General features: G+C 69.1%; 14 protein-coding genes. 8 read left to right on the top strand and 6 right to left on the bottom strand.

The window, feature by feature from the left end:
- Positions 1–46: 46 nt before the first annotated feature.
- Both QNO21_RS14860 and QNO21_RS14855 read left to right on the top strand, forming a co-directional pair.
- Positions 47–1429: an MmgE/PrpD family protein gene (locus QNO21_RS14860; RefSeq protein ID WP_257518579.1), complete on the top strand. Its 1383-nt coding sequence runs from the start codon at positions 47–49 to the stop codon at positions 1427–1429.
- 41 nt (positions 1430–1470) lie between these two features.
- The gene (locus tag QNO21_RS14855; RefSeq protein WP_257518578.1) at positions 1471–2856 is read left to right on the top strand and encodes an MmgE/PrpD family protein; all 1386 of its coding nucleotides are present in this window, start codon (positions 1471–1473) and stop codon (positions 2854–2856) included.
- A 60-nt stretch (positions 2857–2916) separates the two neighbouring features.
- On the opposite strand, the gene QNO21_RS14850 is transcribed toward QNO21_RS14855, so the two are convergent.
- From QNO21_RS14850 to QNO21_RS14825, 6 genes are all read right to left on the bottom strand, one after another.
- On the bottom strand, positions 2917–3330 hold the full coding sequence (locus tag QNO21_RS14850; RefSeq protein WP_257518577.1) for a Zn-ribbon domain-containing OB-fold protein: 414 nt from the start codon (positions 3328–3330) through the stop codon (positions 2917–2919).
- 8 nt (positions 3331–3338) lie between these two features.
- Positions 3339–4496, bottom strand: a complete 1158-nt coding sequence (locus QNO21_RS14845) for a thiolase family protein (protein ID WP_257518576.1) — start codon at positions 4494–4496, stop codon at positions 3339–3341.
- Positions 4497–4518: 22 nt separating this feature from the next.
- Complete coding sequence (locus QNO21_RS14840) at positions 4519–5694, bottom strand: CaiB/BaiF CoA transferase family protein (RefSeq protein WP_257518570.1); 1176 nt, start codon at positions 5692–5694, stop codon at positions 4519–4521.
- A complete protein-coding gene (locus QNO21_RS14835; RefSeq protein ID WP_257518569.1) occupies positions 5691–6914 on the bottom strand; it encodes a CaiB/BaiF CoA transferase family protein in 1224 nt (407 codons plus the stop codon). The genes QNO21_RS14840 and QNO21_RS14835 overlap by 4 nt, the downstream gene beginning before the upstream one ends.
- A gap of 307 nt (positions 6915–7221) precedes the next feature.
- A complete protein-coding gene (locus QNO21_RS14830; protein WP_257518567.1) occupies positions 7222–7911 on the bottom strand; it encodes a GntR family transcriptional regulator in 690 nt (229 codons plus the stop codon).
- A gap of 105 nt (positions 7912–8016) precedes the next feature.
- Positions 8017–8790, bottom strand: a complete 774-nt coding sequence (locus QNO21_RS14825; protein ID WP_257515445.1) for an enoyl-CoA hydratase/isomerase family protein — start codon at positions 8788–8790, stop codon at positions 8017–8019.
- A gap of 68 nt (positions 8791–8858) precedes the next feature.
- Here QNO21_RS14825 and QNO21_RS14820 point away from each other — a divergent pair, with 68 nt between their 5' ends.
- The 6 genes from QNO21_RS14820 to QNO21_RS14795 all read left to right on the top strand — a co-directional run bounded on the left by QNO21_RS14820 (position 8859) and on the right by QNO21_RS14795 (position 16041).
- Positions 8859–9554 carry a GntR family transcriptional regulator gene (locus QNO21_RS14820; protein WP_257515446.1) on the top strand — a complete coding sequence of 232 codons (696 nt, stop codon included), beginning with the start codon at positions 8859–8861 and terminating at the stop codon, positions 9552–9554.
- Positions 9555–9656: 102 nt separating this feature from the next.
- Positions 9657–11120 carry an FAD-dependent tricarballylate dehydrogenase TcuA gene (gene tcuA / locus QNO21_RS14815; RefSeq protein WP_257515447.1) on the top strand — a complete coding sequence of 488 codons (1464 nt, stop codon included), beginning with the start codon at positions 9657–9659 and terminating at the stop codon, positions 11118–11120.
- The gene (locus QNO21_RS14810) at positions 11117–12535 is read left to right on the top strand and encodes an MmgE/PrpD family protein (RefSeq protein ID WP_257515448.1); all 1419 of its coding nucleotides are present in this window, start codon (positions 11117–11119) and stop codon (positions 12533–12535) included. The genes tcuA and QNO21_RS14810 overlap by 4 nt, the downstream gene beginning before the upstream one ends.
- 134 nt (positions 12536–12669) lie before the next feature.
- Positions 12670–13677 carry an ABC transporter ATP-binding protein gene (locus tag QNO21_RS14805; RefSeq protein WP_257515449.1) on the top strand — a complete coding sequence of 336 codons (1008 nt, stop codon included), beginning with the start codon at positions 12670–12672 and terminating at the stop codon, positions 13675–13677.
- Entirely contained in the window at positions 13674–14492 is an 819-nt protein-coding gene (locus QNO21_RS14800; protein ID WP_257515450.1) for an ATP-binding cassette domain-containing protein, read from the top strand. Before QNO21_RS14805 ends, QNO21_RS14800 begins: the two co-directional genes overlap by 4 nt.
- Before the next feature lie 34 nt (positions 14493–14526).
- Positions 14527–16041 (top strand): ABC transporter substrate-binding protein, encoded by a 1515-nt coding sequence (locus QNO21_RS14795; protein ID WP_257515451.1) that lies wholly within the window; start codon positions 14527–14529, stop codon positions 16039–16041.
- Positions 16042–16046 lie beyond the last annotated feature (5 nt).

Below are 16046 nucleotides of genomic sequence, written 5' to 3'. Positions count from 1 at the left end.
GTAGATTCGGCCCGCGTCAGCGGCGACAGAGCAGAATCGAGGCCCCATGCCATCGGCGCACCCCACGCCCCCGGTGACCGCGCACGACCCCAGCGCCTCCGCGACGCGGACGATCGCCGAGTGGGCCAGCGGCACCGACCTGCCGCCCGAGCTGCTGCACCACGGGCGGCGGATGATCATCGACTACCTCGCCGCAGCCACGGCCGGCAGCCGCACGGAACTCTCCCGCACGCTGCGCGAGCACTTCCGCACCGCCGAACCGGGACGTGCGGCGACGGTCATCGCGGGTCCGCGCCTCACCGCGACGGCCGCAGCGTACGTCAACGGCGCCGCCGCCCACGGTCTCGAGCTCGACGACGGTTACACCCCCGGCTCCGTGCACCCCGGCGGGTGCGTCGTGCCCGCGGTGCTCGCGGCCGGCGAATCGCGGGGCGTCAGCATCGATGACGTCGCCGCTGCCGCCGTAATCGGCGTGGAGGTCACCGCCCGGATCGCCGAGGCGGGCCACCCGAGTGTGCTGCGCGCGGGCTTCCACAACACCCCGGCGGCCGGGGTGTTCGGAGCCACGGCGGCGGTCGGCCGCCTGCTGCGTCTGTCGCCCGAGCAGATGTCCGGCGCGCTGGGCCTGGCCGGATCCTCCGCCGGCGGGCTGCGCGAATACCACGCGCACGGTTCCGAGGTGAAGCGACTTCACACCGGCAAGGCTGCGCGCGAGGGCGTCATGTGCGCCGAACTCGCCGCCGCAGGGATCTTCGGACCGCACACGATCCTCGAGGGGAAGGACGGCTACTTCGCCGCGTTCGCCCGCGGGCAGTGGAAGCCGGACGCGCTGCTGGGCGGCCTCGGCACCTCGTGGCGCGCGCTGCGCACCTACGTCAAGCCCTACCCGTGCTGCCGGCACCTGCACGGCGCGATCGACGCGGCGCGGCAGCTGCGCACCGTCGTCGGCGACGACCTGTCCCGGATCGACCGGATCCGCGTCGGCACGTTCGAGCTCGCCGCGCGACTGGACAGACGCGACCCCACCACCGTCATGCAGGCGCAGTTCAGCCTGCCGTTCGCCGTCTCCGCCGCCCTCGTGCAGGGCACGGTCGATCTCTGCACCTTCGAGCCGGATCGTCTCGGTGACCCGGACGTGCAGGCGCTGGCGCAGCGCGTGACGGTCCACCTCGACGAGGCGGCCCAGTCCGCGTACCCGCGGGAGCGGGCGGCCGAGGTGGAGATCACGCTGCACGGCGGGGAGGTCGTGCGCGCGCGGGTGCACCACCCGCTCGGGGAACCGGAGAATCCGCTCAGCGACGCCGATATCGAGGACAAGTTCCGGGCCCTCGCCCTGCCGGTCCTCGGCGCGTCGCGCGTCGACGAGGCGCTGGAGCAGGCGTGGCGCGGTAACGACCTTCAGGCCCTGACCTCCGCCCTGTCGGAGTGAGCCGAGACACCACGGCGGCATCGCCGTCGCGAAAGGAGACCATGCACGCCGCGGCTACGCCCACCGACGCCCCTCTGTTCACGAGACTCGCCCGATGGATCGCGTCGGATGATCTGGTGATCCCCGACGCGGTGCGCACCGTGGCGCGGCTCGCCATCCTCGACACGGTGGGAACGACGATCGGGGCGCGGATGAGCCCGGACTTCGATCAGGTCGCACCCTTCATCGACGAGGCCGAGTCGGACGCCCGCTCACCGCTCATCGGACGACGCGGCAGCGCGTCGGTGTCGGATGCCGCCTTCGTCAACTCCTTCAGCGCCCACCTGCTCGACTTCGATGACTCGCAGGGCGATATGGCAGGCCACCCGACGGCGGTGATCTTCCCCGCCGTCCTGGCGGTCGCCGAGAGGTTCGGCGGACCGATCGGCGACGTGGTCGACGCCTACGCGGTGGGCGTCGAAGTGGCTGCGCGGCTCGGGCGGATGCTCAACCCCGACCACTACGACCTCGGCTGGCACCCCAGCGCCACCATCGGGGTCTTCGGCGCCGCGGCGGCCACGGCGCGTCTGCTGGGGCTCGACGCCGAGCGCACGCAGGCGAGCCTCAGCCTCGCGGCGGCTTTCTCGAGCGGGATCAAGGCCTCGTTCGGCACCTCCGCCAAGCCGCTGCAGGTGGGGCGGGCTGCCGCGTCCGGTGTGCAGGCGACGCTCCTGGCGCGGGCGGGTGCGTCGGGTCGCGAGAACGCCTTCGAGCACCCGCAGGGGTACGCCCGGGTGTTCGAGCGCAAGGATCCGCAGGCCGTGCCCATCGCCGCCGCGCTCGAAGGACTCGGCACCGAGTGGGCGCTGGTGCACCCTGGCATCATCATCAAGCAGTACCCCTGCTGCGGAAGCACGCATTCCGCGATCGAGTCCGCCGCCGCCCTCGGGCCGCTGACGAGTGACGAGATCGAGGATGTCCTCGTTCACCTGCACCCGAAACGGCGAGGCCACGTGGACCGCCCGAATCCCGGCAGCGAGCTGGATGCGAAGTTCAGCGTGCAGTACACCGTGGGGCGGGCGCTGCTGAGCGGGACGGTCACGCTCACCGACTTCGCCGACGGCGCGCACCGCACCGACGAGGCCGTCGCGATGCTCGCGAAGACCACCGTGGCCGACATCGACGCCCCCGACACGTCGGTCGCCGACAGGTACGTGGCATCGGTGACCGTACGGACCACCGATGGGCGCACGCTTCAGCACACGACGCCCGTCGCGTCCGGCCGGGAGCCCGGGCACATGCTCCCCGCCGCGAAGATCATCGCCAAGTACGACAACTGCGTGCGGCCCTACCTCGACCCGACGCGTGCGGCGGCGCTGCGCGACATGATCCTCGGCGAAGAGTCCGCCCTCGCGCAGGGCCTCGTGCGGCTGACCCTTCCGGAATGAGTGAGAGAAGGGGGTGGATGCCGCGTGTGCGGCATCCACCCCCTTCTCGTCCGTCCGGAGTCAGGACGCGGTGCGGTCCAGCTCGAACCGCGGCAGCACCACGCCGTCGGGCATGGTGGCGTAGCGCAGCGAGACCCGCTCGTCGATCCAGGACCCCTCCGGCTCGGGGCCTTCCAGGTTGCTGATGATGATCGGCCCCTCGTCGAGCCGGACGGCGATCACCGTGTGGGGCGCGGGGTAAGCCGGCAGGTAGGTCTTGTGGAACACCACCCAGCTGAGGATCGTGCCCTTGCCGCTCACCAGCTCCCAGGTGACCTGCTCGGAGTTGCACTGGGCGCAGATTGGGCCCGCCGGGTATCGGAACTGCCCGCAATCGGCGCAGCGCTGCAGCTTCAGGTCCTGCTGCTCGACCGATTCCCAGAACGGGATGTCGTGGACGAGGGGAACGGGTGCGGGGGTGGGGGCGATATCCATGGGATCTCCTATCGTCCGTAGATGACCGACATGCACTTGCCGGCGACATCGGAGGTGTAGTGAACGGTCTGCGCGCCCGGGACCTGCCGGTCCCCGGCGGTGCCGCGCAGTTGGCGCACCGCCTCGAGCTGGTGGTTCCAGCCCTGCATGTACGACTCCGACAGATGACCGCCGTGGGTGTTCACCGGCAGCGCGCCGCCGGGCCCGATCCCCTTCTCCGCGAGGAACTTCGCGACATCGCCGACCTCGCAGTAGCCGTAGCCCTCGAGGGCGAGGGGCACATGCACCGAGAAGCTGTCGTACGCGAGCATGACGTCCATGTCGTCCGGCCCGATGCCGGCCATCTCGTACGACGACGCCCCCGCCTGCTGCTGCGCCGGGAGGTAGTAGTCGGTCAGGCGCGGTTCGAGGCTCGTCGCGCCGGTGTTCAGGTCCGACCGGCCGGTGCCCAGGATGTAGACCGGGTCCGGCCGCATCCGCTCGGCGTACTCCGCGTCGGCGATGATGAGCGCGACACCGCCATCGTTGACGAGGCAGTAGTCGAAGACGTGCAGCGGCTCGCACACGTACCGCGACTGCAGGTAGTCGTCGATCGTGATCTGCTTGCGCTGGATGGCGGCCTCGTTCATGCTCGCCCACGCGCGCTGCGCGACGGCGACCTGCCCCATGTCCGCTTCCGACAGCCCGCGCTCGTGCTGATAGCGGCGCAGGGTCAGCGCGTACAGCGCACCCTGCGAGGTCATGCCCCAGGGCGAGTGGTAGACGTACGAGAGGAACGACTGTCCGCCCATGGCGCTCGGGCCGCCGTACTGCGTGCCGGCAGAGCGCTGGTCGTTGCCGTACACCAGCGCGATCACCTTGGCGTAGCCGGCTTCGATGGCCATCTGCGCCTGGAGAACCGACTGCACCGCATCCGCTTGACCGCCCCAGCGGACGTTGAGGCCGAGGACCTCGCCCATCCGCTCGTAGGCCGTCGTCGGACCCACGATGAGGCCGTCGATGTCGTCCTTGGGGATGCCGGAATCGCGCAGCGCGTCCTGGAATGCCTGTGCGGCGTATCCGACCGAGTCCGCCGGCTTCTCGCCGGCGCGCACTCGCCTCCAGTCTCCGCTCCAGTCGGTCTGGCCGATGCCGATGATCGCCGTCGCGCGTCGCGTACGAGTCATGTTCTCCTTCTCCCGCTCGTTCTTAGCTGAGGATGTCCGTGGTGCGCAGATCCGCGATCTCCTGCGGGCTGAGGCCCAGCAGCTGTTCGCAGATCTCGTCGGTGTGCTGCCCGAGCAGTGGCGCCGGCCTGGTCGGCTGCACCTCGTGGCGGGCGAAGCGGAACGGCTGGCCGTTGTAGAGGGTGCGCCCCATCTCGGGGTGGTCGAGGATGCGCCAGTGCTCCCGGTGTGTCAGCTGCGGATCCGCGATGACCTCCGGCGGGGAGAGCACGGGGGCCGCGGGGATGCCCGCCGCCTGCAGCGCCTCGGCGAGTTCCCGGTTGCCGCGCGCGGCGACGGCGGTCGCGACGTCGCCGAGGGCGTGCTCGCGAGAGGACCCGGCGGCAAGCCCCAGCGTCGCCAGCAGCGCGTCCCACTCGCGCGAGGTGGGGGTGGAGATGGCGATCCAGTCGTCGTCACCCGCCGTGGGCAGCACGTCCTGCCAGTAGAGCCCTTCGCCGCTGTTGCCCAGCGGATCGCGATCGTTGCCGTTGACGGTCCAGTCCAGCAGTTCCGGGCCCAGGGTGGCGAGCATGGCCTCGGTCTGGGCCATGTCGATCCGCTGCCCCCGGCCGGTGCGCCGACTGTGGCGCAGCGCCGCCAGCATGGCGAACGCCGCGTGCCCGGGGTTGGGGATGTGGTCCGGATAGTTCGTGCCGGTGCCGGCGGGCGCGAGCCCGGGAATGCCGCTCAAGTGGTGCAGGCCCGTGATGGCACTCATCATCGCGCCGTACCCGCGGGCGTGACGTTCGGGTCCGCTGTCGCCGTTCATCGACATGGAGAGGTAGATGATGCGGGGGTTGACCTGTGCCACCGCTTCGTAGCCCAGGCCCAGGCGATCCATCACGCCGGCAGAGAAGTTGTTGCAGACCAGCTCCGCCTGCGCGATCAGCCGCAGCGCGATGTCGACGGCCGCGGGCTCCTTGAGGTTGAGCAGCATGCTGCGTTTGCTGGTGTTGCGGTCGGCGAAATAGCCGCTGCGGTTCACCCCGCTCTGTCCGCCGGCGAACGGCGGGCTCAGGCGGATGCCGTCGACCTTCTTCGTGCTCTCGATCTTGATGACCTCGGCGCCGAGATCGGCCAGGATCTTCGTCGCGTACGACCCGGCACCGACCCAGCTGAAGTCGATGACGCGCACGCCCGTCAGTGGACGTCTCATGCGATGCCTCCCTCCCGGCGCAGATCGTCGACGGCCGAGGCGGAGAAGCCGACCTCCGCCAGGATCTGCTCGGTGTGCTCGCCGGGCCGCGGGGCCGGCCGTCGGTGCTGCCAGGGCGTGCCGTCCAGTCGGTAGGGGGCACCCGGCGCGTCGGCGTGGGCCTCGTCGATCGCCGTCGGGGCGAAGAACTCCCGCGCCCGCAGCTGCTCAGAACGGTGCACTTCCGACATGGTCATCACGGGGGAGAGGGGCACGTTCCACTCGATCGCCGCGCGCAGCAGCTCATCCTTGGAGTGCAGCGAGGAGTATCCGGTGAAGATCGTCCAGAACAGCTCCTTCGCTTCGGTGCTCTCCACGAAGCCGCGTTCTCCCCAGCGCTCCTGCTGCAGGATCTGCGCGTCGGCGACGCCTTCGGATGCCATCCACCCGACGAAGTTCGGCCAGAACCTGTTGCCGCCGATGCCAGCGGCGATGAGGAAGACGAATCCGTCGGCGCACGGGAACACGCCGAACCCCGCCTGCTTCTGCGTGCCGCCGTGGCGGCGTCGCACGTGCCCTTCGAGGTCGTAGAACTGGATCGCGTTCTCGAGGCCGAGCGAGACGCACTCCTGCACCGACACGTCGATGAGCTCGCCCCGTGCGTCCCCCTCCGCGAGGAGCGCGGACATCGATGCGACCGCGCCGAACAGGCTTCCGGCGCGGAACGACTGGTGTCCGGCCGGCTGCACCGGCGGACCGTCCCCGTAGCCCCCCAGCCAGAGCATGCCCCCGAACGCCATGCACGTGGCATCCGTCGCCCGGTAGTGCGCATACGGACCGCTCAGCCCGAAGGGGGTGATGACCGTCGTCGTCAGGGTGGGGAACAACTCCCCGAGCGCGTCGTAGGTGAAACCCGCGGCCCCGAGGTCGTGCTGCGTCCTGTCGTCGAGCAGGAGATCGGCCGAGGCGACGAGGCGTGCGAAAGCGGAGCGCCCCCCGCTCGTCGCGACGTCCATGCGGATCGACCTCTTGTCCGCGTTGTCATAGGCGAAGCGCAGGCTGGCGCCCGAACCGGCCAGCGGGGGCGCGGTGCGGTAGCTCGAGCCCGACGGAGGTTCGACGAGGATGACGTCGGCCCCGAGCTGGGCGAACAGCCGGCCGCAGTAGTTCGCGATCTCTCCGCCCAGGTCGAGGATGCGCAGGCCTTCCAGCGCGCCCGCAGGCGGCGTGGTCGTGGTCATCGCGTGCTCCTCTTCACTGAGTCGATATAATCTATATAATACACAATGGAATCGAAGCGCAAAGGATGCGGCCGCGGCTCGTGGCTTCCAGCGCCGTCCAGGCCCGTGGGTGGTGGGACGGGCGCACAGGCGTGGCACGCGCAGTGCCCCGCCTGCCGATGACGCGGGGTGCATCAGGGGCGGACGGGGCACTGGTGCCGTCGAGTGTTGTCGGGTCAGCCTCGCGACGGATCCGCGCCGTACGCGCTCAGCGCGCAGGCGGATGCGGCGTCGTCGGCCGTGCTGCCCCTGTCGGGGAGCGAGGAGGTCACTGCGGGGACGAGTCGCTGTTCCGTGCCGCTCGCTCACCCAGCGCGACGCGGACATGCTCGGCCATCAGGCGTGCGGCTTCATCGCCGCGGCCTGCCTCCAGCGCGGCCAGCACGGCCTCGTGTTCCTGCAGGAACTGCTCCACGCGTTCGGCGTTGTCCCACATGCTCGCCGAGCTCGGAATCGCCTTCTCCCAGATCGGCCGCATCACGTGGTCGGCCAGGTAGGGCGACCCGGCGCGCATCACGGCGAGGTGGAACTCGCGGTTGGCCCGGGAGAGCTCGGTCGCGTCGGCTCCCTCGCGGACGAGTCCGCGCATCTGGTCGTGAGTGGCGCGCAGCGCGCTCAGCGACGCCGCGTCGGCGCGTTCGCTGGCCAGTCGGGCGAGGAACCCCTCGACCTCCGCACGGAAGAGGTACAGGTCGCGCACGTCATGCGTGGGCATTTCGGTGACCGTCGCCCCACGGTGGGGGGAGTAGTCGACCATTCCTTCCGATTCGAGCCGACGCAGCGCCTCCCGAACGGGGGTCGCACTCACGCCATAGCGCGAGCTGACGTCGGTCTGGCGGATCTGCGCGCCCGGAGGGATGGTGCCGTCGCGCAACTCCTTCCGCAGACGCTGGAAGACGTATTCCGCCTTGCTGAGTGGCCGCTGGTCCGCGCTGGGCTGGTCGATCGATCCGTCCATCCGCATCTTCCTCGATAGGGAGCCTTCACTCTATCCACATAGGTCGACGATGTGGCCCCTTGCGCGGAGGGCGGGATGCGCCTCTACAGTGCGCGATCGAGCGCGTCAGCGGCCCACGAAACGGGGGGTGCGCTTCTCGGCGAATGCGCGGCGCCCTTCGGCACGGTCCTCGGTGTCGCGGAGCAGGCCGAACGCATAGCGCTCCGCAGCGATGCCGGCTTCGAGGGGGACCTCCTGAGACATGGTGACGAGCTTCTTCACGGCGGAGATCGCAAGCGGGGCGTTGCCGGCGATGGCCCGGGCGAGCTCCGAGGCGCGCTCCTGCAGGCGTTCGAAGGGGACGACCTCTTGGACCAGGCCGATGCGCAGTGCCTCCTCGGCGTCGATGCGCTCACCGGTGAGGATCATCTTCATCGCGTTCGGAACGCCCACGACGCGGGGGAGCAGCTGCGTGCCGGCGCTGCCGGGGATGCTGCCGATGCGCGCTTCCGGCAGTCCGAAGCTCGCGTTCGCCGAGGCGATGCGGATGTCCGCACGCAGGGCGATCTCGAGCCCGCCGCCCAGCGCGTAGCCGTTGATCGCGCAGATGGTCGGCTTGTCCACCGGGAAATCGGCCAGCAGGTGGTCGCTGCGCCCTCCGAACTCCTGGACGACGAGGCTGTCGGCGCTCGCCGGTGCGGACTTGAGATCCGCGCCGGTGGAGAACGACCTGTCGCCGGCACCCGTCAGAACGGCGACCCGGATCTCGCTGTCGTCCGAGATGCGTCTGTAGATGGTGCGCAGCTCCGCGCGAGTAGGAGCGTCGAGGGCGTTCAGGGCCTCGGGGCGGTCGAGGGTGACCCAGGCGACGCCCTCGTCGACGGTCAGGTGCACGGTCATGATGCTCCTCCAAGAAGATATAGAGTATAGATAATATCTGCATTCTATACGTGGGGTAAATTGTGCGGATGAGTACACGCGAACCCGAGGCTGGGGCCGGACGGGCGGAGTCTTTCGAGAGGCCGCTGAGCAAAGCGGAATATGTTCTGCAGCGCCTGAGGCAGGAGCTCGTCGACGGGGCGATCGAGCCCGGGGCGCAGATCCGGCAAGGGGACATCAGTGCCCGCTACGGCGTCAGCGCCACGCCCGTGCGCGAGGCGCTGCGGCAGTTGGAGGCGGAGGGGCACGTCAGCTACTCGCCTCACCGCGGTGCGACGGTCAACACCATGCCCGAGGAAGACCTGTACGCCCTGTACCGCTTCCGTATCGAGGTCGAGAAGCTGCTCGCGGAGCTCGCCGTCGAACGCAGCGACGCGAGTGCGCTTGCGGACGTGAAGCGCAAGCACGAAGAACTCAAGGCCGCCGTCGCGGCGGGGCAGGGCGCCGAACGGCTCTCTCGGCTGAACCGGGAGTTCCACCTCGCGCTCATGCGCGCGGGAGCCCCGTACATCGCCGATCGCGTCGTAGGGCCGCTGTGGAAGACGGTGATCCCGACCTCGCAGAGCCAATGGGACAGTGGCGATTCCGTCACGGAGTTCCTCCACGCTCACGACGAGATCGTCGCCGCCATAGAGAAGGGTGATGCCGCCGAGGCCGGCAAGCTCGTGGGCGCGCACGTCCAGGACGCCTATAAGGAACGCCTCTCACGCCTCAAGGGCGACTGACGACACTTCTGAAACGTCTCCGTATAATCTATACAATCCTTTCTATATACGGTACATTCAGGGCAGCGGTCGATCGACGAAGTCGACCACCATGGAGGCGAAATGAGTGAGAAGTACGACGTCGTCGTCGTCGGCGGAGCCAGTGCAGGGTATGCGGCGGCGGTCGCCGCCAGTCATGCCGGCGCAGAGCGGGTGCTGGTCATCGAGAAGGCGCCGCGCGACGAAGTGGGTGGCAACTGCCGATTCTCGAAGATGGGCTTCCGCGTCGTGCATGACGGCACGGACGACCTCTTCGAGCTGCTCAACTCCGATCAGCAGGAGGAGCTCAAGGGCCGCTTCAAGGTGCGCCCGTACACGAAGGAAGACTTCGCGAGCGACCTCAACCGCGTCACCAAGGGTCTGATGGACCCGGAGCTCGCCCGCACCCTGGTCGAGGACTCCCGCGACGCCATCGACTGGATGACCGAGCTCGGCCACAAGTGGCTGGCCTGGCAGACGCCGGTCGACCGCGACGGCATCCTCGAGTTCCCCCCGGGCACCGTTCTCGGCCCGGTCGGCGGCGGCCTCGGCCTCGTCGAGCAGTGGATCAAGATCGGCGACGAACTCGGCATCGAGCTGCGCACGGGCACCCGCGTCTCCGGCATCCTCGGCGACTCCAACCGGGTGCACGGCGTCGTCGTCGACGGCCCCGATGGTCGCACCGAGATCGAGGCGAAGGCGGTCATCCTCGCCAGCGGTGGCTTCCAGGCCAGCGCCGAGCGTCGCGCCCGCTACCTGCCCCCTGGCTCGGACCTCATGAAGGTGCGCGGCAGCCGGCACAACACCGGCGAGGTGCTGGACATGGCCGTCCAGCTGGGTGCGGACACGTCCGGGCAGTGGCAGGGCGGTCACGCCTCGCCCATCGACGCGAGCGCTCCCAACGTCGAGGTCGACAACAAGGTCAACCGCTACGCGTACCCCTACGGCATCTCCGTGAACACGAACGGCGAGCGGTTCTTCGACGAGTCCGAGCGCCACCGCACGTACACGTACGCCAAGACCGGCTGGGCCGTGTCGCGTCAGCCCGACGGCATCGCGTACCAGATCTACGACCAGCAGGCCACGGCGCTGTTCCCCGACGCGTACCGCTCGGCGACGCCCTACCAGGCCGACTCGATCGCGGAGCTCGCCGAGAAGATCGGTATCGACCCCGTTGCGCTGGAGCGCACCGTGTCGGAGTACAACGACTCCGTCAACGTCGCAGTCACCTACGACCCGACGGTCGAAGACGGCCGCAATGCGCAGGGCCTGGTGCCGCCCCACAGCAACTGGGCGCTGCCGATCGAGAAGGGCCCCTTCCTCGCCTACGCCGTCACCGGAGCGATCACCTTCAGCTTCGGCGGCGTCAAGACGAACGCAGACGGCCAGGTGCTCAACACCTCGCAGAAGCCGATCAAGGGTCTCTACGCCAACGGCGACATCGTCGGCATGTTCTACCACAACTACCCCTCCACCAGCGGCATGACCCGCAACGTGGTGTTCGGTGGCCGCGCCGGTGCGCATGCGGCCACCGAGGCAGGGCGATGACGACCCTCGCCGCCGACGTGCGGGTCACCCGCGCTGTGGCGGAGTTCGCCTCGGGCCTCGAGTATGCCCAGATCCCGACGGATGTGCTCGAGCGCACGCGGTTGCTGCTGCTGGACGGCATCGCCTGCGGGCTGGTGGGCGCCAAGCTTCCGTGGGCGCGCAAGGCGGTCGAGGCCCTCGCCATCGTCGACTCGGGCACCGGCGCGACGCTGTGGGGGTGGGGCAAGAGCGTCTCGCCCTCCAGCGCCGCGCTGCTCAACGGCACGTTCGTGCAGGGCTTCGAGCTCGACGACTTCCACGCCCACGGGGCGCTGCACTCCTCGTCAGTGGTCGTCACGGCGGCGATGGCGGCGGCGGATGTGCATCCGGATGCCACGATCGGCGACCTGCTGCGCGCCTTCACCGTCGGCTACGAGGTCGGGCCCCGCGTGGGCATGGCCATGGGCGGCGGACGGCTGAGCACCATCGGCTGGCACACCGGGTCGGTGTACGGCACGGCCGCTTCCGCTGTCGCGGCAGGCTCGGTCTTCGGGCTGGATGCCGCGCAGATGGAAAGCGCCATCGGCAACTCGGTGACGCGGGCCAGCGGCCTCATGTCGGCGCAGTACAAATCGATGGTCAAGCGCATGCACCACGGCATGGCCGCGCAGTCGGGTCTGGTGGGTGCCGCACTGGCGAGCCGGGGTTTCGTCGGCACGGAGTCGGTCATCGAGCATCCCTACGGAGGGCTCGCTGCGGCGATCCTGGGCGACGCCGGCGAGGCGGACTTCACCAAGCTCACCGACGGGCTCGGTGAGGAGTGGATCCTCAAGACCATCGGCATCAAGCGGCACGCATGCCTCATCATGCTGCACTCGACGATCGATGCAATGGTCGAGCAGCGCGCTGCAGGCCTGCGGGCAGAGGATGTGCAGAGCATCCGCATCGGCGTGAGTGAGAGCGTCGCCCGCCGCACAGCGTGGGAGATGGAGCCGCCTGGCGCGCCGCTCAGCGCCCAGATGAACCTGCGTTTCGCGACGGCTGTCGCGCTGCTGGACGGCGCGGCCTACGTCGAGCAGTTCTCCGGGGCCTCGCTCGCCCGACCGGAGATCTGGGACCTCATGCGCCGCATCGACGTGGTCCATGATCCGCGCATCGACGAGCTCGGGCGTGCCCGGCGCTTCGTCACCGATGTCGAGATCCGCCTCACGGACGGCTCGACGCGGACGTTGCAGACCACGCCGCCGCAGGATCGCGACTTCGACGGGGAGGGCGTCAGGACGAAGTTCCGCGGCCTGGTGGGCGGCCTCGTCACCGATGAACGACTGGCAGCGATCGAGGACTTCGTGCTGACGGCGGGCCCGGACACGCCCGCCGCCGCGCTCTCGGACCTGCTGGCAGCACCCGTCGAGCCCGCACTCGCGGACCTCGACTGAAACCTGGAGGCGGGTCGCCGAAATAAAACATGCGGCGACCCGCACATCCAGTATTCTATACTTTATATCTAGTAGGTCGGTCGGGCTCTCGGGCGATGGCGCAGCCTGCATTCCTGACGATGGGAGTGGAAACGATGAAGTTACCGACTCAGCAAGGCGGATCCGAGACGATCCTCCGAGTCGAGGGGCTCCGGGTGCAGTTCGGCGCGGTCAATGCGGTCGTCGACACATCGTTCGAGCTGCGCAAGGGGGAGTTCCTCGGCGTCGTCGGCGAGTCCGGCGCCGGCAAGAGCGCGACCGCGAAGGCCATCGTGGGGTTGCTCGCCAAGAACGCCAAGGTCTCGGGGCGCATCGAGTTCGACGGACACAACCTCGTGGAGGCATCCCGCTCCCACATGCGCAAGGTGCGTGGCCGCCGCATCGGCTACATCTTCCAGGATGCGCTGACGGCATTGGACCCGGTGTACACGGTCGGGTACCAGCTCGTCGAGGCGTACCGCGCGGCGAATCCCCAGGCGACGAAGGCCCAAGCGCGCCAGCGCGCCCTCGAGATCCTCGAGGAGGTCCAGATCCGCGACGCGAAGTCCCGGCTCGACGCCTACCCTCACCAGCTCTCCGGCGGCATGCGCCAGCGCGTCGCGATCGCGGTCGCGCTGATCGGCGACCCCGACATCATCATCGCCGACGAGCCGACGAGCGCCCTTGACGTGACCGTGCAGAAGCGCATCCTCGAGCTGCTGCAGAAGGTCTGCCGCGACCGCAATGCCGCCGTCGTCCTCATCACGCATGACCTCGGGGTCGTGGCGCAGACCTGCGACCGCGTGGTCGTGCTCTACGGCGGCATCGTCGCCGAGAAGGCCGGGATCTTCGACCTCTTCGACGAGCCGCGGCATCCCTACACCAAGGCGCTGCTCGACACGCTGCCCAAGCGCGGACAGAAGTCCGCGCTGCGCCCGATTCCTGGGCAGGCAGTGCCCGTCGTCGGCGAGGCGCGGGCCTGCCCGTTCGCGAACCGCTGCGCCTCGGCGACACCCGTGTGCCACCAGCAGCTGCCGCAAGCGGAGCAGGTCGGTGCAAGCATCGTGCGCTGCTTCAACCCGCTCCCGCAGCGGTCGCTCCTGGCAGAAGAGGTACTCCGATGACCATCGCACTCGACGTCCGCAACCTCGACAAGGTGTTCCGAGCGGGTGGCCTCTTCGCCAAGAAGTCGGCCGTCCACGCGGTGAACGATGTCTCGCTCTCGGTGCGTGAGGGGACGACGATGGGCCTGATCGGCGAATCCGGGTCGGGCAAGTCGACGACGGCCCGCATGGTGTGCCGGCTGCTGACCCCGGACAGCGGGCAGATCCTCTGGCACGGCAAGGACATCGTCAAGCTCTCGCGCAAGGACGCCGCCCAGGTGACGCGCGACATCCAGATCGTGTTCCAGGATCCGGGCTCCTCGCTGAACCCGCGGTGGCGCGTAGGATCGCTCGTCGCGGAGGGCATGCTGACGCACGGGCTCGGTGATGCGGCGCAACGCCGCGCCCGGGTCGCGGAGCTGCTGGAGATGTGCGGGCTGCCCGGCTCTGCCGCCGAGAAGTTCCCCCACGAGTTCTCCGGTGGTCAGCGCCAGCGCATCGCGATTGCCCGCGCGCTGGCCGTGGCGCCGAAGCTGCTCATCCTCGACGAGCCGGTCTCGGCGCTCGACGTGTCGATCCAGGCGCAGATCCTCACGCTCCTCCAGGACCTGCAGCGAGAGCTCGGCATGACATACCTCATGGTGTCGCATGACCTCGCTGTGGTGGAGCAGTTCTGCGACGACGTCTGCGTGATGCGCAACGGGCAGGTCGTCGAGCAGGGCGATGCGAGCAGAGTGCTCACCTCGCCCACCGCGGAGTACACGCAAGAGCTCATCAACGCGCATCCCGAGCCCGATCCGCGACGATCGCGACTTCGGGTTGAGAACGGAAGGTAAGACAGTGAATCCCCAGAAGCAACGACGCTCCAGGATGACCCGCACGCCGGCGCGGGCGATCGCCGTGGGCCTGGCCGGCCTCGCGCTGGTGCTCACCTCCTGTGCGGGCGGATCGGGCCAGGCCTCCGGGTCGGTGCAGGGCACGGAGCTGGTCATCGCCCAGACGGAAGCGGTGCAGACGTTCGACCCGGCCGCTTTCCGAGGGCGGGCGACGCAGTACGTCGTGCGGCAGATCATGACCCCCCTTATGGAGCTCGACAACGACCTGCAGGTCATCCCCGCTCTCGCCACCGAGTGGGAGATGGTGTCGGACACCACCTGGCAGGTGAAGCTGCGGGACGACGTCACCTTCACCAACGGTGAGGTCTTCGACGCCGCCGCGGTGAAGTACAACTTCGACCGCATCCTCGACCCCGACACGGCGTCGCCGCGGCGTTCTCTCGTGGTCACCCTCGACAGCGTCGAGGTCGTCGACGAGCACACCGTCAACTTCCACACCACGCAGCGCGACGGGGCCTTCCCCCTCGCGCTCGCCTACATCGAGATGGCCGCGCCCGGCTATATGGAGGAGGTCGGTCCGGAGCAGTTCGCGAAGAGCCCGATCGGCACCGGCCCGTTCGTCTTCGTCAGCGACAATCCGGGACGCGGCATCATCCTGGAGCGCAACGAGGACTACTTCGGCGAGGTGGCCAAAGTCGAGCGCCTCGTGATCAAGGTCATCCCCGAGACGGCGAGCCGCATCGCGGCGCTGCAGTCGGGCGAGGCGCACATCATCGGCAACGTGCCCGCGGACCTGGCCGCGACGCTGTTCGGCAGCACCGAGGCCGTCTCCGCCTCGGGCACCGAGGTCTGGCACCTGGGGATGCAGGTCGAGCGCGGTCAGTTCGCCGACAAGAGCGTCCGCCAGGCGATGCAGCACGCGGTCAACCAGAAGGAGATCGCCGAGGCGGTCTTCGAGGGCGGAGCGGAGCCGCTGAACCAGCCGGCGTTCCAGAACATGAACTGCTACAACCCCGACTTCGAGGGCTACGACTTCGACCCCGAGAAGGCATCGAAGGTCCTCAGCGAGCTTCCCCCCGTGACGCTCGACACCGTCGAGAGCGAGAAGTACGTCGCCGAGGCGATCGCCGGCCAGCTGCGCGCGGCCGGGCTGAAGGTCAACGTCAACTCGATGGAGGACGGCGCCTACCTCGCCCGCATCAACGCGGGGGACAGCGAGCTGTACCTGGCCAGCTGGGGTGCCGGTCGCGGCACCTGCGACGAGATCTGGCGTCAGCACTTCCACAGCTCGACGCGCGAGTCGCAGGTGTTCACCGGCTACACCTCCCCCGAGGTCGACCGGCTCATCGACACCGCGTTCAGTCACGTCCCCGACATGGACGCGGCGAACGAGTACTACGAGCCGCTCATCGAGATGCTGATGGATGACTCCCCGTGGGTTCCCATCGTCAACCCCGACCAGATCTACGGCGTCTCCACGTCGGTAAAGGGCTTCGTCCCCTCGCCGATCGGGCAGTACAACGTCACCGGCGTCGAGTTGAAGGAGTGACGGCG

The sequence above is a fragment of the Microbacterium sp. zg-Y818 genome, from assembly GCF_030246905.1.
Classification (GTDB): domain Bacteria; phylum Actinomycetota; class Actinomycetes; order Actinomycetales; family Microbacteriaceae; genus Microbacterium.
Note: the sequence above shows the minus strand (reverse complement) of the source record. Positions and strands in the feature narration are given on the sequence as shown.

Excerpts from the sequence above, each read along its gene's own strand:
- QNO21_RS14850 (WP_257518577.1), bottom strand. The coding sequence starts at position 3,330 with ATGGATATCGCCCCCACCCCCGCACCCGTTCCCCTCGTCCACGACATC.
- QNO21_RS14835 (WP_257518569.1), bottom strand. The coding sequence starts at position 6,914 with ATGACCACGACCACGCCGCCTGCGGGCGCGCTGGAAGGCCTGCGCATC.
- QNO21_RS14840 (WP_257518570.1), bottom strand. The coding sequence starts at position 5,694 with ATGAGACGTCCACTGACGGGCGTGCGCGTCATCGACTTCAGCTGGGTC.
- QNO21_RS14805 (WP_257515449.1), top strand. The coding sequence starts at position 12,670 with ATGAAGTTACCGACTCAGCAAGGCGGATCCGAGACGATCCTCCGAGTC.
- QNO21_RS14795 (WP_257515451.1), top strand. The coding sequence starts at position 14,527 with ATGACCCGCACGCCGGCGCGGGCGATCGCCGTGGGCCTGGCCGGCCTC.
- QNO21_RS14830 (WP_257518567.1), bottom strand. The coding sequence starts at position 7,911 with ATGGACGGATCGATCGACCAGCCCAGCGCGGACCAGCGGCCACTCAGC.
- tcuA (WP_257515447.1), top strand. The coding sequence starts at position 9,657 with ATGAGTGAGAAGTACGACGTCGTCGTCGTCGGCGGAGCCAGTGCAGGG.
- QNO21_RS14800 (WP_257515450.1), top strand. The coding sequence starts at position 13,674 with ATGACCATCGCACTCGACGTCCGCAACCTCGACAAGGTGTTCCGAGCG.
- QNO21_RS14855 (WP_257518578.1), top strand. The coding sequence starts at position 1,471 with ATGCACGCCGCGGCTACGCCCACCGACGCCCCTCTGTTCACGAGACTC.
- QNO21_RS14810 (WP_257515448.1), top strand. The coding sequence starts at position 11,117 with ATGACGACCCTCGCCGCCGACGTGCGGGTCACCCGCGCTGTGGCGGAG.
- QNO21_RS14860 (WP_257518579.1), top strand. The coding sequence starts at position 47 with ATGCCATCGGCGCACCCCACGCCCCCGGTGACCGCGCACGACCCCAGC.
- QNO21_RS14820 (WP_257515446.1), top strand. The coding sequence starts at position 8,859 with ATGAGTACACGCGAACCCGAGGCTGGGGCCGGACGGGCGGAGTCTTTC.
- QNO21_RS14825 (WP_257515445.1), bottom strand. The coding sequence starts at position 8,790 with ATGACCGTGCACCTGACCGTCGACGAGGGCGTCGCCTGGGTCACCCTC.
- QNO21_RS14845 (WP_257518576.1), bottom strand. The coding sequence starts at position 4,496 with ATGACTCGTACGCGACGCGCGACGGCGATCATCGGCATCGGCCAGACC.